Genomic DNA, 15,376 nt, shown 5'->3' on the forward strand with positions numbered 1-15,376 from the left:
CTAGCCAATGGCCGGCCCTCTTCTCCACAAGGGAGGGTCTGGCGTTAGCCATGCCTGAAGCCCCGAGCGAGCCCCCCGACGTTCTCCACACACCGCGCGCGTCCCGCGCGGCATTCAGCGATCATTTTCATTCCCGTGCCGTGCCCACGGCGCGTACCCATACTCCAGGTGTGACCCGATGACTGGCGTCTTTGACAAGTGGCAGAAAAGTTCCTATCTCGGCGGCGCCAACGCCGCCTTTCTGGAGGACCTCTACGAGGATTACCTCCGCGACCCCGCCCTGGTGGAGCCCGAGTGGCGGGCGTATTTCCAGGGGCTGGAGGCGGCAGGCGTCGGCAAGGAAGTGCCCCACAGCGCGGTGCGCGACGAGTTTCGCCGCCTGGCTCGCAGCGGCGGGCGGCGCGCGCAGATGTCCGCCGAGGGGCTCTCGCCGGAGGCTGCCGAGAAGCAGGCAGCGGTGCTGCGCCTGATCAACGCCTACCGGGTGCGCGGTCATCAGCAGGCCCACCTGGACCCGCTGCGCCTGCGTGAAAAGCCGGCGGTGCCGGACCTGGACCCGGCCTACCACAACCTCACCGACGCGGACATGGACCGGGTGTTCAATACCGGCTCCCTGTTCGCCGACGAGAGCCTGCCGCTGCGCGAGATCATCGAGATCGTCAAGGAAGTGTACGCGGGCACCATCGGCTCCGAGTACATGCATATCACCGACACCGCGGAGAAGCGCTGGCTCCAGGAGCGCCTGGAGCGCCCCCGCGCCCGGCACGGTTTCTCGGCGGAAAAGCGCAGGGTGATCCTCGAGCGGCTCACCGCGGCGGAGGGCATCGAGAAGTATCTGCACAGCAAGTACGTGGGCCAGAAGCGCTTCTCGCTGGAAGGCGGCGAGTCGCTGATCCCGCTGCTCGATGAGCTGATCCAGCGCAGCGGCGAGCAGGGCGTGAAGGAGATGGTGCTGGGCATGGCCCACCGCGGCCGGCTCAACGTGCTGATCAACATCCTCGGCAAGAGCCCGAAGGATCTGTTCGCCGAGTTCGAGGGCAATTTTGCCTTCCAGGGCGGCTCCGGCGACGTGAAGTACCACCTGGGCTACTCCTCCGATATCAAGACCGCCGGCGGCCCCCAGCATCTGGCACTGGCCTTCAACCCCTCGCACCTGGAGATCGTCGACCCGGTGGTGGTGGGCTCGGCCCGGGCACGCATGCAGCGCCGGCTGGACTTCAAGGCCGACAAGGTCATGCCGGTGCTGATCCACGGTGACGCTGCCTTCGCCGGCCAGGGCGTGGTCATGGAGACCTTCCAGCTCTCCCAGGCCCGCGGTTTCTACACCGGCGGCACCCTGCACATCATCGTCAACAACCAGATCGGGTTCACCACCAGCAACCCGCTGGATTCCCGCTCCACCTTCTATTCCACGGAAGTGGCGAAGATGGTGCAGGCGCCCATCTTCCACGTGAACGCCGACGACCCGGATGCGGTGCTGTTCATTACCCGGCTCGCCTTCGACTACCGCCAGCGTTTTCGCAAGGACGTGGTCATCGACCTGGTCTGCTATCGCCGCCATGGGCACAACGAGGCCGACGAGCCCTCCGCCACCCAGCCGGTCATGTACCAGAAGATCAAGAAGCGCAAGACCACCCGCAAGCTCTACGCCGAGCGCCTGGTCCGCGAGGGGGTGCTGGAGGAAGGCGCGGGCGATGCCCTGGTCACCGAGTACCGGGACCGGCTGGACCGCCACGAGATCGTCGCCCGCAACGTGCTCGAGGGCGTGCACAACGAATACACCGTGGACTGGGCCTCTTACAGCAACGCCCAGTGGGACGTCGAGGTGGACACCCGGGTGCCGCTCAACGAGCTGCGCGAGCTGCAGGACACCCTGATGGACCTGCCCGAGGGTTTCACCCTCAACGCCCGGGTGGCGGCGATCATGGAGAACCGGCGCAAGATGGCCGCCGGCGCCCTGGCGCTGGACTGGGGCTTTGCCGAGAACCTGGCCTATGCCACCCTGCTCAAGTCCGGCCACAAGGTGCGCCTGACCGGCCAGGACAGCGGTCGCGGCACCTTCTTCCATCGCCACGCGGTGTTGCACCATGCCGAAGACGGCAGCAATTTCATCCCGCTCAAGCAGGTGAGCGACGAGCCCAGCGACTTCACCGTCATCGATTCGCTGCTCTCCGAGGAGGCGGTGCTCGGCTTCGAGTACGGTTTCGCCACCGCCGACCCCACCACCATGGTGATCTGGGAAGCGCAGTTCGGGGATTTCGTCAATGGCGCCCAGGTGGTGATCGACCAGTTCATCAGCTCCGGCGAAGCCAAGTGGGGCCGGCTGTGCGGGCTGACCATGTACCTGCCCCACGGCTACGAAGGCCAGGGCCCCGAGCATTCCTCCGCGCGTCTGGAGCGCTTCCTGCAGCTGTGCGCCGAGCACAACATCCAGGTCTGCGTGCCCTCCACCCCGGCGCAGTTCTTCCACATGATCCGCCGGCAGATGCTGCGGCCCTACCGCAAGCCGCTGATCGTGATGACGCCAAAGAGCCTGTTGCGCCACAAGCTGTCCACTTCCAGCCTGGACGACCTGACCCAGGGGTACTTTCACAACGTCATCGACGAGGTGGACGATCTCAAGCCCGCGGAGGTGCGCCGGGTGGTGATGTGCAGCGGCAAGGTCTACTTTGATCTATTGGAAGAGCGGCGCAAGCGCGAACTGACCGACCTGGCCATCATTCGCATCGAGCAGCTCTACCCCTTCCCCGAGAAGGAACTGGCTACCCTGCTGCGCCGTCGCTACAGCAAGGCCACCGAAGTGGTCTGGTGCCAGGAGGAGCCCAAGAACCAGGGCGCCTGGTATTCCAGCCAGCACCACTTCAAGCGCGCCATGCGCAAGGAGCAGGAACTGAAATACGCCGGCCGCGAGGCTTCCGCCTCGCCGGCCGTCGGTTACGCCAAGCTGCATCATGAACAGCAGCGCAAACTGGTCGACGATGCCCTGAGCTGATTGCGCGGGGCACGGGGACACCCCCACAAGGGATAGAGGAACGAGCCCAAAAGGCTGAAAGCGAGGAGCCATGAGCACAGAAGTCAAAGTACCGCCCCTGCCGGAATCCGTCAGCGAAGCGACGGTCGTCACCTGGCACAAGCAGCCCGGTGATGCCGTCGCCCGTGACGAGAACCTGGTGGACATCGAGACCGACAAGGTCGTCCTGGAGGTGCCCGCGCCCGAGGACGGCGTGCTCGGCGACATCCTCAAGAACGAGGGCGACACGGTCACCGCCGGCGAAGTGGTGGCGATCCTTGGCGCCGGCACGGGCAAGGCCGCCGGTGGCGCCACGGAAGAGAGCAAGGCGGAATCGGCCGATGCCGAGCCCGCCGCCGAGGGCAACAGCAACGGCAACGGCAACGAGCGCGACAGCGCGGCCCTGGACGAGCTCTCCCCGGCTGTGCGCCGCATGGTGGTGGAGTACGATCTGGACCCGGCCAAGATCGAGGGCAGCGGCCCCAACGCCCGGATCACCAAGGAAGACGTGCTCAACTTCATGGCAGCCGGCGAAGGGGGCTCCGACGAGGGCATCCGCCCGCGCAAGACCGAGCAGCCCGCGCCGAGCAAGGATGCCGACCACAAGGCCGTGGTGCCCCCCGCCGCCACCGCCCAGGGCGAGCGCCCCGATCGGCGCGTGCCCATGACCCGGCTGCGCCAGCGCATCGCCGAGCGTCTGGTGGAGGCCCAGCAGACCGCCGCCATGCTGACCACCTTCAACGAGGTCAACATGCAGCCGGTCATGGAGATGCGTGGCCGCTACAAGGAAACCTTCCAGAAGACCCACGATGTGAAGCTCGGCTTCATGTCCTTCTTCGTCAAGGCGGCGGTGGAGGCGCTCAAGCGTTTCCCCGCGGTGAACGCGTCCATCGACGGCAGCGACATCATCTACCACGGGTACTACGACATCGGCATCGCCGTGAGCAGCCCCCGTGGCCTGGTGGTGCCGGTGCTGCGTGACTGCGACCAGTTGTCCATGGCCGAGATCGAGGCGCAGATCACCGACTTCGGCCAGCGGGCGAAGGACGGCAAGCTCACCATGGATGATCTCACCGGCGGCACCTTTACCATCACCAACGGCGGCGTCTTCGGCTCCATGATGTCCACGCCCATCCTCAATCCGCCCCAGAGCGGCATCCTCGGGATGCACGCCACCAAGGAGCGCGCGGTGGTGGAGAACGGCGAGATCGTGATCCGGCCCATGATGTACCTGGCCCACAGCTACGACCATCGGATCATCGACGGCCGCGAGGCGGTGCAGTTTCTGGTGACCATCAAGGACATGATCGAAGATCCGGCGCGTCTGCTGCTGGAAGTCTGAGCGAAACGCAAGGAACACGAACATGGCGAAACAATACGACGTCGTCGTCATCGGCGCGGGCCCGGCCGGCTATCACGCCGCCATCCGCGCCGCGCAGAACGGCTTCAAGACCGCCGTCATCGACGGTTTCATCGGCGCCGAGGGCAAGCCCGCCCTGGGCGGTACTTGCCTGAACGTGGGCTGCATTCCCTCCAAGGCGCTGCTGGAATCCTCCGAGCAGTACCACAAGGCCCAGCACGATCTGGCCGCCCACGGCATCCTGATCGACCAGGTCGGTCTGGACGTGCCGGCCATGATCGAGCGCAAGGCCAAGGTGGTGAAGGGCCTGACCGGGGGCATCGCCCAACTGTTCAAGGCCAACAAGATCGAGTGGCTGCAGGGGCATGGCAAGCTACTCGGCAGCGGCGAGGTGGAATTCGCCCCGATCAAGGGCAAGGCCGAGGTGGTCAAGGCCAAGCACATCATTCTCGCCACCGGCTCCAAGCCCATCGAGATCGACGCCGCCCCCCTGGACGGTGAGCGTATCGTCGACTCCACCGGCGCGCTGGAGTTCCAGGACGTGCCCAAGCGGCTGGGCGTTATCGGCGCCGGTGTCATCGGCCTGGAGATGGGCAGTGTCTGGAGCCGGCTCGGCGCCAAGGTCGTGCTGCTGGAGGCCCAGGACAGCTTCCTCGCCCCGGTGGACGCCCAGTGCTCCCGCGATGCCTACCGCCAGTTCACCAAGCAGGGCCTGGACATTCGCCTGGGTGCGCGGGTGACCAGCGTGAACGCAGGCAAGAACCTGAGCGTTCATTACGAGGACAAGGACGGCAAGCAGAGCGTGCAGGTGGACAAGCTGATCGTCGCCGTGGGCCGCCGCCCGCAGACCGACGGCCTGGCCGCCGATGAGGCGAACCTGCTTATTGACGAGCGCGGCTTCGTGCACGTGGACGAGCAGTGCCGCACCAACATCCCCGGCGTCTACGCCGTGGGCGATGTGGTGCGCGGCCCCATGCTGGCGCACAAGGGCATGGAAGAGGGCATCATGGTCGCCGACCTGATCGCCGACAAGTACGGCCACGTGAACTACGACTCCGTGCCTTGGGTGATCTACACCCACCCCGAGATCGCGTGGGTGGGCAAGACCGAACAGGCCCTGAAGGCCGCCGGCGTGCCCTACAAGGCGGGCAGCTTCAGCTTTGCCGCCAATGGTCGCGCGCTCGCCATGGACCAGAGCGGCGGGCTGGTGAAGGTCATCGCCCACGCCGAGACCGATCGGCTGCTGGGGGTGCACATCGTCGGTCCCATGGCCTCGGAGCTGATCGCCGAGGCGGTGGTGACCATGGAATTCGGCGGCAGCGCCGAAGACCTGGGGCGCATCATCCATGCCCATCCGACCCTGTCGGAATCGGTGCACGAGGCGGCGCTGTCCGTGCACAAGCAGGCCATCCACAAGGCCAATTGATCGCTGCCTTCAGGCGCACAGCGCGAAAGCCGGGGCGAGGCGACTCCCCCGGCTTTTTTGTGCCCGCGTGTTCTTGTACGAGCGGCTCCTGGCCGCGATTGTCTTTCACGGATGGGGGAACCGTGATCCGAAACCGCTCCTGCAGGGGTAATAGTCACTATTGCCAGCAAAAATACAATCGTAACGTGTTGTTATTGAAGTGATTTGGGAAGCGCTTTTGCGCTACGTTAGACTTGTCCACCTACCGGAGGGCGGGATATGAGCAGCAGCAGGGCACTCAAGGTTTACCAATCCGACGCGGGCGTGGACGCTCGCCTGGAGTCCGTTCCCCTGGCGGAGATCGGCAGTGGCGAGGTGCTCATTCGCGCCCGTTATTCCAGCCTCAACTACAAGGATGCCCTGGCCGTCACCGGCAAGGGCAGGATCCTGCGCCACTACCCGCTGATCGCCGGCATCGACGTGGCCGGCGAGGTGGCCGAGTCCGGCGACCCGCGCTTCTCCAGCGGCGATGCCGTGCTGGTCACCGGCTGCGGGCTGGGTGAGGAACACGACGGTGGGTTCAGCGAGTACGTGCGGGTGCCCATCGAGTGGGTCATCCCGCTGCCCGCCGGCTATGACGCACGTCAAGCGATGATCCTGGGCACCGCGGGCTTCACCGCCGCGCTCGCCCTCACCCGCATGGAGCAGGCCGGCCAGACGCCGGCGCACGGCCCGGTACTGGTCACCGGGGCAAGCGGCGGCGTGGGCCGCATTGCCGTGGACATCCTCGCCGGCGCGGGTTACCGCGTGAGCGCGCTCAGCGGCAAGCCCGAGCAGCATGCGCTGCTGCGCGAGCTGGGGGCGGAGCAGGTCATCACCCCCGAGGAGCTGAAGCTCAGCGACAAGCCGCTGGCCGGCGCCGCCTGGGGCGGGGTGATCGACAACGTGGGCGGTGAGATGCTCAGCGGCCTGTTGCCCCAGATCGCCCCCTGGGGGAGTGTCGCCAGCATTGGCCTGGCGGGCGGGATCCAGCTCTCGGGCACCGTCATGCCCTTCATCCTGCGCGGCGTCAGCCTGCTCGGCATCAACTCCTCGGGCTGCCCGCAGCCGCTACGGCGGCGGGTCTGGGAGCGACTGGCCGGGGAACTCAAGCCCCGTCATCTGACTCGCATCGTCGAACGGGAGATCCCCCTGGACGAGGTGCTCGCCACCAGTGAGGATCTGCTGGCGCGGCGGATCAGCGGGCGCACCCTGGTCGCGCTGTAAGAACAATCGGGTCGGTCGCGGGCGCGGCCGGCCCTTCACCCTACCGTGAGGTAAGCATGTCCCAGCAACAATCCCCCGGCGCCAGGCTGCGCGCCGCCGTCGCCGAGAACAGCCCGCTGCAGGTGGTGGGCACCATCAATGCCTACACGGCCCGCATGGCGAAGAACGTGGGCCACAAGGCGATCTACATCTCCGGCGGCGGGGTGGCGGCCAATTCCCTGGGCATCCCGGACCTGGGCATCAGCACCCTGGATGACGTACTCACCGACATACGCCGCATCACCGATGCCTGCGACCTGCCCCTGCTGGTGGATGCCGACACCGGCTGGGGAGGGGCGTTCAATATCGCCCGCACCGTGCGCTCGTTCATCAAGTTCGGCGCCGCCGGCCTGCATATCGAGGACCAGGTGGCGCAGAAACGCTGCGGCCACCGCCCGAACAAGGAAATCGTCTCCCTGGCCGAGATGGTGGACCGGGTGAAGGCGGCGGTGGATGCCCGCAGCGATGAGCAGTTCGTGATCATGGCGCGCACCGACGCGCTGGCCGTGGAGGGTATGCAGTCGGCCATCGAGCGGGCGCAGGCCTGCGTGGAGGCGGGGGCGGATATGATCTTCCCGGAAGCCGTGCAGACCCTGGCGCAGTACCGGGAGTTCAAGGCCGCCGTGAAGGTGCCGATCCTCGCCAACATCACCGAATTTGGCCAGACGGAGCTGTTCAGCTCCGCACAGCTCGCCGAGGCGGGGGTAGACATTCACCTGATGTGTTGCGGTGCCTATCGGGCCATGAACCAAGGGGCGGAGACCTTCTACAAGACCGTGCTGGCCGAGGGGCACCAGCGCAGCGTGCTACCCATCATGCAAAGCCGCGAGGAGCTGTACGCGCACCTGGATTATCACAGCTACGAGCAGAAGCTCGACGAGCTGTTCTCCCGGGACACGTAAGCGCTTGGATTTCATCTTCATGTTGACGAGGCAGGATCGGACGGTGCCCGACTGCCTGGAGGTGCTGGAGCGCATCGCGTCGCTGCCCTTGCGCCACATCGGCTTCAAGGACGTGGGCATCGAGCCGGCGCGGATGCAGGAGTTGAATCGGCGCATCCACGCCGCCGGCGCCTTGAGTTACCTGGAAATCGTCAGCGAGGACGGGGCCGCCGAGGAGCGGGCCGCGCGACTGGCCCTGGAGCTGGGCGTGGACCGACTGCTTGGCGGCACCGAGGTGGCGGCGGTGCGCCGCGTCCTTGCCGGCAGCCACATCGAATACTACCCCTACCCGGGCCGGCCCGCCGGCCACCCCACCCGGCTCGCCGGCAGCCCTGAGCAGATCGCCGAGGATTGCCGGGGGCTGCTGAGTGCCGGTTGCACGGGCGCCAACCTGCTCGCCTACCGCGCCACCGATGCTGAGCCGCTGGCGCTGGTGCGTGCCGCCCGCGCCGCGCTGGGCGGCGCGCCGCTGATCGTGGCCGGCAACGTCGATTCGCCGCGGCGGGTTCGAGAGCTCGCCGAGGCCGGCGCGCAGGCCTTCACCGTGGGCTCGGCGATCTTCGAGAACCGCTTCGCGCCGCGGACGCCGGGCCTGGAGGCTCAACTGCGCGCTGTGTTGCGTGCCTGCCCCTGAGTGGGGCCGCCGGCTGTGTAGTGTTTGCCCGTGAGCTCCAGGCCGGGGCGTTCAGATACCGAAGGGGCCTGATTCCTCCAGGCCTACGGATTCGGCCAGCTTTTCCCGCAAGGCCTCCTCGGACAGGTCTGCGAGCCGCTGCGCGGCTTCGAGTTGGGTGTCGGCGCCCAGCGGTGCCTTGCGCACCGGCCCCGCCCCCTCGGCGGCAAAGATAATGTAGTAGATGCCATAGGATGCGAAGAGCACCTGCGCGTCCCAGCGGCAACCCCGCTCGTCGGTGATCTGTCTCATGGTCCGCCTCTACCTGGGCCGCCGGCGCCGCGGCCGGCCCGTGGCCCGCCCGAACCGGGCCAGCGTCAGCCCGGTGAGGTCGATCTCCGGATCATGCCCCATCACGCAATCGGCTACCACCCGACCGGCACCGGCGGCGTAGGTCCAGCCCAGGTGCCCGGCGCCGGTATTGAGGTACAGCCCGGGAATACCGCTGGCGCCCAGTATGGGGGGGCCGTCCATGGTCACCGGGCGCAGGCAGGCCCAGTGTTCGGCCCGTTCAAGAGCCGCCCGGGCGGCGAAGGCGGGGAAGTTCGCCAGTGACTGGCGGATGAGCGTCTTTACCCGGTGCGCGTGGATCGTTCGGTCCATGCCGGCGAACTCCGCCATGCCCGCGATGCGCAATTGTTGCCCAAGCGGTGTGATCACCACCTTCTGAGCCTCGTCGATGATGGGCATTCGCGGGACGTCCTCGCCCTCGTCCGCCGGCAGGGTCGCGGAGTAGCCCTTGACCGGTTGAATCGGCAGTCTCAGGCCCAGCGGCCGGAGCAAGGCCGGCGCATCCACGCCGGCGGCCATCACGTAGGCATCGGCGCTGAGCTCGCCGCGGTCGGTGATCACCCGGTCTATGCCGCCCGCGTCGCCCTCTATACGGCGAATGCGCTCGCCCAGCCGCAGCTCGGCCCCCCAGGCCCTCAGCCGTTCGCCCAGGGCGAGGGTGAACAGCCGCGCGTCGCCGGATTCATCATCCGGGTACAGGATGCCTCCGGCGATGCGCTGAGCCGTGCCTGCCAGGGCCGGCTCCAGGGCCACCACGGCGTCGGTGTCCAGGGGCGTGTAGCGCACCCCCAGAGCCTCGGTGAGCGTGGAGCCGCGGAGTGCCCGCGCCAGTTGTTGGCGGTCATGGAAGAGCTTGAGAATGCCGCGCCGGGCGGATCGATAATCCGCGCCGAATATCGGGCGCAGGGCCTGCATCTGGCGCAGGCTGTATACCGCCAGTCGGGTGTTCAGGCGCGTGCTGTGGGCATGGTGCGGCGCGCGGCTGTAGCGCAGAAATTGCAAACCCCAGGGGATAAGCCGCGGAATCTGCCCTGGCCGCAGCAACAGCGGTGAGTCCTTGCGGCCGCCCCAGCGCAACAGTTGCCGAATGGCGTCCGGGGTGTTCCAAGGCGCGGTGTGGCCGGCGTGCAGCATGCCACCGTTGGCGTGACTGCCTTCGCCGGCCAGCTCGGTTTGCCGATCGAGCAGGGTCACCGCGTGGCCCGCCTCGGCGAGGTAGTACGCCGTTGCGGTACCCATCAGACCGCCGCCCATCACCAGTATCCGCACATTGATCTCCTGTTTCGCTCGGTTCGGGCCGCCAGAGGGCAAGACAGCTCGGCAGGCCCCACGGTGGGGTGGCAGGGCCGCTCGGGCGGCGCGCTTCAGGGGCCAGGCTCGACCAGGCAGCTTGCCTTCGCCAGCGCCTGCTCCAGGTCCGCGATCAGGTCGGCCGGGTCCTCCAGGCCGATGGACAAGCGCATCATGCCCTCGTGGATGCCCCGCCGAGCCCGCTCGGCGGGGTTCATGCCGTGGTGGGTGGTGATCATCGGCAGGGTCGCCAGGCTCTCCACGCCGCCCAGGCTGGGGGCGTTGGCGATCAGGGTCAGGCGGTCCAGCGTCGTCACCGCCGCCTCGGCGCCGCCGTGCAGCTCCAGGGTGATCATGGCGCCGAAGCCGCGCATCTGCCGCCGCGCCAGGGCGTGCTGCGGAAAATCGCTCAGTCCCGGGTAAAGCACCTTCGCTACCGCCGGGTGGCCCTGCAGTGCCTCGGCCACCGCCTGGGCATTGGCATTCTGCTGGCGCACCCGCACCGGCAGGGTGCGCAGGCTGCGCGAAAGCAGGGCCGCGGTCTCGGGCGCCGGTACCTGGCCGAGGTTCTTGCGCCAGGGTACTACCGCCTCCAGCAGTGGGGCCGCGCCGCAGAGCACGCCGGCGGTCAGGTCGCTGTGCCCGCCGAGGAACTTGGTGGCGCTGTGCATCACCAGATCCGCCCCCAGTTCCAACGGGCGCTGGTTCACCGGGGTGGCGAAGGTGCCGTCCACCGCCAGCAGGGCGCCGTGGGCATGGGCGCGTTCGGCGATGGCGGCGATGTCGAACAGCTCCATGCGCGGGTTGGTGGGTGTTTCCAGGAACACCAGCCCCACCCCCGCCCCCAGGGCCGCGTCCAGTTGGTCCAGTTCGTGGCCCAGCAGCCCCTGGCTGCGCAAGCCCAGTTGCCCGAGCTGATCCTCCAGCAGCTCCAGGGTGCCGCCGTAGGCATCGCCCAGATAGAGGATGCCCCGCTGGCCGTGGGCGAAGAACAGCGCCGAGGCCGCCCCCATGCCGGCGCTGAACAGCAATGCCGCTTCCGCCCCTTCCACCGCGGCGAGCTTCGCCTCGGTGCTGCGGATGCTGGGGTTGTAGCCGTAGCGCGTGTAGAGCCCGCCTTCGCGCCGGCCCTCGATCACGTCCAGCAGACTCTGGGTGTCGGCAAAGCGGAAGGTGGTGCTGTTATGGATCGGGGTGAAGGGCGCGCCGCTGGTGCCGGGCTGCTCGCCGGCGTGGACGCAGCGGGTGGAAAGGCGACGTTTCATGGTGCTGGTTTCCTGTGGGCGGGACCATTACAGAGTGTCCGCCCAAAGGGGTGTGCCTGCCAAGGGTATCGGTCCGTGTCTCCGTCATGGGGGCGGCCCGGCTCTACAGGGGCGTCGGCCGTAGGACGGACCAGGACACCCGGCGGCGCCCACGGCGCCGCCGGGTGTTGGCCGCTACGGCAGGAGCCACAGCCCCAGGCTGATCAGCACCCCGGTGATGATCAGCAACACCAGGCAATAGCCCATGATGTCCCGGGCGCGCAGCCCGGCGATGGCCAATGCCGGCAGTGCCCAGAAGGGCTGGATCAGGTTGGTCCAGGCATCCCCCCAGGCCACCGCCATGGCGACCCGCGGCACCTGGGCGCCCAGCTCCAGGGCCGCCGGCACCATCACCGGTGCCTGCACCGCCCACTGGCCGCCCCCCGAGGGCACGAAGATGTTCACCAGTCCGGCGCTGAGGAAGGTGAACACCGGCAGGGTGGCGCTGCTGGAAATGGACACGAACAGCTCCGACAGGCTGGTCGCCAGCCCCGAGCCGATCATCATGCCCATGATGCCCGCGTAGAAGGGGAACTGGACGATGATGCCGCTGGCCCCCTTCACCGCCTCGTTCACCGCGGCGAGAAAGCGCGAGGGACGCCCGTGCAGGACGATGCCCAGGAACAGGAACATGAAGTTGACGATGTTCAGGTTCAGGGTGCCGGACTGGGCGAGGAAGTAGTAGGCGGCGAAGACCACGCCCATGATGCCCACGGCCTGGGCCAGCAGCAGGCTGTCGTCCATGCGCTGGGCCGGCGTGCGATCGGACGGGATCGGCGCGGGCTCCTCCTCGGCCAGCTTTTTGGGGTCCACCGTCACGGTCTGGTCCGCCGGCGGCATCATCAGCCGGTTGATCAGCGGCATGACGATCAGCAGCACCAGCACGATCACCAGGTTGAAGGCGGTGAAGATGGTCTCCCCGGTGCCGATGATGCCGATGCGCTCGGCCATGAAGTGCCCGTCGGTGGCCACCGTCAGCGGCACCGAGCCGGCCAGCCCGCCGTGCCAGACGATGAAGCCGCTATAGGCGCTGGCGATCAGCAGGCGGTAATCCACCCGGGCCACCCGGCGGGCCAGCTGGCGGGCGAACAGGGCGCCGATCACCAGGCCGAAGCCCCAGTTGATCCAGCTGGCGCACATGGACACCACGGTGACCAGCATGATCGCCTGCCCGGGGCTCTTCGCCAGCCCCGCCAGCGCCGCCAGGATGCGTTTGAAGAACGCCGAGCTGGCGAGCACGAAGCCGGTCACCAGGATCAGCACCATCTGCATGGCGAAGGTGAGCAGGTTCCAGAAGCCATCCCCCCAGTGCTCGATCATGCGCGCCGGGGTTTCCCGCTCCACCAGCAGGCCGGCGACGAACACCACCAGCGTCAGTATGAAACAGAACACCAGCGGGTCGGGCAGCCAGCGTTCCACCAGCCGCACACTGCCACCTGTGATGCGCTGCATCGAGGTGGTCCTCTCAGGCGAGACATCCGAATCGGCCATGCCTTCATCCTCCCGGTTATTACTGCTTGATTATTGGCGAATTATTGCAGCACGCCACAGCCAGTATAGGCCTTATGCTGCACTTTGTCCGAAGTGGCGCCGTCGGGTGGTGGCGGTGGTTATGGGTGGGAGTGTCATCAGCGCCAAGGCTGTCGCCAGATCGCTCAGGGCGCGGTCGGCGCCAGCGCCCGTTCAGCCCACTGCAATACCTGGGCGAAGGGCAGCTCGGCGGCGGCGCCGAACAGAGGGTGGGAGCCTAGCCTGGCCCGGCTCAAGCGGGGCGAGGAGACGCCGCAGAGAAAACGGCTGAGACCGCGGGGCGCGGCGAGCGCCGGGTGGCCTTCCGCCAGCAGCTCTTGCACCCGGCCGACGAGTGCCGGCGGGATGCTGGCCTGGTGGCGCTCCGGAATAGACGCCAGCTCACCGCGGCAGCCGCTGCACTGGCCGCAGGGCTGCTCCAGCTGCTCGCCGAAGTGCGCAGCCAGCGCAGCGCTGCGGCATTCACCGGCGCCGGCCAGCGCCAGCACCTGCTGCAGGCGACCGATTTCGGCGGTTTCGCGGGCGAGCAGGCGCTGGTAGAGCGCGGCGGCCAGCGCCGGAAGGCTCTCCGGCGACCGCAGCCGGCTATAGGCGTGGCGCACGCCGGCGGCCTGCACCTCGAGCATGCCCTGCTCACCCAGCCAGTCCAGCGCCTGGACGACCCTGCCCCGGGGGCAGCCCAGTGCCCGGGCAGCCTGCGCCGGGTCCAGGCTCAGCCAGATGCGTCCCTTGCGGGCCTGGCGGAACAGCCCTTCGAGAAAATGCCGGCGCTCGCCCTCGAAGCGCTGCAGGATTTCCGTCGAGCCTTGCAGGGGTTTGAACTTGTAGTCCGAGTAGACCGGGGTGCCGCCCCGCAGGTAGCCCTCCAGCTCCAGATAGGTGAGCAGGGTGCGCAGCACCAGCGGCCGGATGTCGTGGTCCCGGGAAAGCTCGTGCAGCGCCACATCGAAGCGCTCGCCGCGGCCGAAAAGATCTGCCAGCAGGCTTTCCAGGTCCGCCTGCTCCGGGGTGTCGCCGTAGACGAAGTTCTCCAGCAGGTTGAAGTCATCGGCGCAGAGCAGCAGATGGCAGATGGAGGGCTTGCCGTCGCGCCCGGCGCGGCCGATTTCCTGGGCGTAGTTTTCCAGGCTCTTGGGCGGGTTGTAGTGGTAGACGTAGCGGATGTCGGCCTTGTCGATGCCCATGCCGAAGGCAATGGTGGCCACCACCAGCGCCTGCTCGCCGCCCATGAACCACTCCTGCACCTCCGCCCGCTGCTCGGGCTTCAGGCCGGCGTGGTAGGCGCGGGCCGCGTAGCCTTGCTGCGCCAGCCGTTCGGCCAGTGTCTCGGCGGTCTTCTGCTGCGTGACGTAGACGATGCCCGGCCCCGGCGGGCGCTGGGCGAGCGCGTCCAGCAGCATTAGGTCCCGGTTCTCGTCGCTGACCACGGTGCTCAGCAGTTGCAGGTTCGGTCGGTAGAAGCCGGTGCGCACGGCGCACTCGGGGCGAATATCGAACAGCCGACAGATATCCTCCAGCACCTGCGGCGTGGCGGTGGCGGTCAGGGCCAGCACCCGCTCGGCCTGTAGCTCGCGGGCGTAGCCGGCGAGCTTGAGGTAGTCGGGGCGAAAGTTGTGGCCCCACTCGGAGATGCAGTGGGCCTCGTCCACGGCGAACAGCGCTATCCGGGTCCGGGCGATGGCGGCGCGGAAGCGTTCGTTGTTGAAGCGCTCCGGGGCGACGTAGAGGATGCGCAGGGTGCCCGCGCGCACCTCGTCCATCACCGCCCGGTACTCCTCGGCGGAGAGGCTGGAGTCCAGGCGCCGCGCCGCGATGCCCCGGGCCGCCAGGGCGTCGATCTGGTCCTTCATCAGCGCGATCAGGGGCGAGACCACCAGCGTCACCCCGGGCAGCAGCAGGGCCGGCAGCTGATAGCACAGCGACTTGCCGCCGCCGGTGGGGAACACCGCCGCGGCCGATTGCCCGGCCAGCAGATGATCGACCACCGGCGCCTGACCAGGGCGGAACTGGTCAAAGCCGAAGTATTGCTGGAGGGCATCGCGGGTCCGATCGCTCATGTCCAAGGGGCTCCTGCCTGGGGGGAGGTTCAGCTTACCGGTTCCTGGTGGCAATTCATTGACGCGATGGCTGCCACTGGTAAAGTTCCTGCTCGGCTCCGCGACCGGGCACGCAAGGAAAGGCGTTCCCCGAGGGCCGCATAACAACACCAACGACAAGGATGTTCTCATGCCCGATGTGCTGCTCAGCACCCACTCCCTGCCCGCTTC

The 15,376-nt window shown here is 67.7% G+C and carries 11 protein-coding genes; 6 read left to right on the forward strand and 5 right to left on the reverse strand.

Going from position 1 to position 15,376, the window contains the following annotated elements; genetic code table 11:
- The first annotated feature begins 178 nt into the window (after nt 1-178).
- The 6 genes from GBG68_RS04950 to GBG68_RS04975 all read left to right on the forward strand — a co-directional run bounded on the left by GBG68_RS04950 (nt 179) and on the right by GBG68_RS04975 (nt 8,655).
- On the forward strand, nt 179-2,992 hold the full coding sequence (locus tag GBG68_RS04950; protein ID WP_152145773.1) for a 2-oxoglutarate dehydrogenase E1 component: 2,814 nt from the start codon (nt 179-181) through the stop codon (nt 2,990-2,992).
- A 70-nt stretch (nt 2,993-3,062) separates the two neighbouring features.
- The gene (gene odhB, locus GBG68_RS04955; protein ID WP_152145775.1) at nt 3,063-4,352 is read left to right on the forward strand and encodes a 2-oxoglutarate dehydrogenase complex dihydrolipoyllysine-residue succinyltransferase; all 1,290 of its coding nucleotides are present in this window, start codon (nt 3,063-3,065) and stop codon (nt 4,350-4,352) included.
- Between the two features lie 22 nt (nt 4,353-4,374).
- On the forward strand, nt 4,375-5,796 hold the full coding sequence (gene lpdA / locus GBG68_RS04960; protein ID WP_152145777.1) for a dihydrolipoyl dehydrogenase: 1,422 nt from the start codon (nt 4,375-4,377) through the stop codon (nt 5,794-5,796).
- 258 nt (nt 5,797-6,054) lie between these two features.
- The gene (locus tag GBG68_RS04965; protein ID WP_152145779.1) at nt 6,055-7,041 is read left to right on the forward strand and encodes a YhdH/YhfP family quinone oxidoreductase; all 987 of its coding nucleotides are present in this window, start codon (nt 6,055-6,057) and stop codon (nt 7,039-7,041) included.
- 56 nt (nt 7,042-7,097) lie between these two features.
- Complete coding sequence (prpB, locus tag GBG68_RS04970) at nt 7,098-7,982, forward strand: methylisocitrate lyase (RefSeq protein ID WP_152145781.1); 885 nt, start codon at nt 7,098-7,100, stop codon at nt 7,980-7,982.
- 19 nt (nt 7,983-8,001) lie between these two features.
- Nucleotides 8,002-8,655 (forward strand): hypothetical protein, encoded by a 654-nt coding sequence (locus tag GBG68_RS04975; RefSeq protein WP_226801659.1) that lies wholly within the window; start codon nt 8,002-8,004, stop codon nt 8,653-8,655.
- Nucleotides 8,656-8,706: 51 nt separating this feature from the next.
- Here the strand turns inward: GBG68_RS04975 and GBG68_RS04980 are convergent, their stop codons facing one another.
- The 5 genes from GBG68_RS04980 to GBG68_RS05000 form a co-directional block, all read right to left on the reverse strand.
- A complete protein-coding gene (locus GBG68_RS04980; protein ID WP_152145785.1) occupies nt 8,707-8,946 on the reverse strand; it encodes a hypothetical protein in 240 nt (79 codons plus the stop codon).
- A gap of 9 nt (nt 8,947-8,955) precedes the next feature.
- Entirely contained in the window at nt 8,956-10,254 is a 1,299-nt protein-coding gene (locus tag GBG68_RS04985; protein ID WP_152145787.1) for a D-amino acid dehydrogenase, read from the reverse strand.
- 95 nt (nt 10,255-10,349) lie between these two features.
- Entirely contained in the window at nt 10,350-11,540 is a 1,191-nt protein-coding gene (locus GBG68_RS04990; protein ID WP_152145789.1) for a trans-sulfuration enzyme family protein, read from the reverse strand.
- Nucleotides 11,541-11,714: 174 nt separating this feature from the next.
- The gene (locus GBG68_RS04995; protein WP_152145791.1) at nt 11,715-13,031 is read right to left on the reverse strand and encodes a short-chain fatty acid transporter; all 1,317 of its coding nucleotides are present in this window, start codon (nt 13,029-13,031) and stop codon (nt 11,715-11,717) included.
- Between the two features lie 203 nt (nt 13,032-13,234).
- Nucleotides 13,235-15,166, reverse strand: a complete 1,932-nt coding sequence (locus GBG68_RS05000; protein ID WP_152145794.1) for an ATP-dependent DNA helicase RecQ — start codon at nt 15,164-15,166, stop codon at nt 13,235-13,237.
- Nucleotides 15,167-15,376 lie beyond the last annotated feature (210 nt).

Source organism: Alkalilimnicola sp. S0819, assembly GCF_009295635.1.
Classification (GTDB): domain Bacteria; phylum Pseudomonadota; class Gammaproteobacteria; order Nitrococcales; family WHIW01; genus S0819.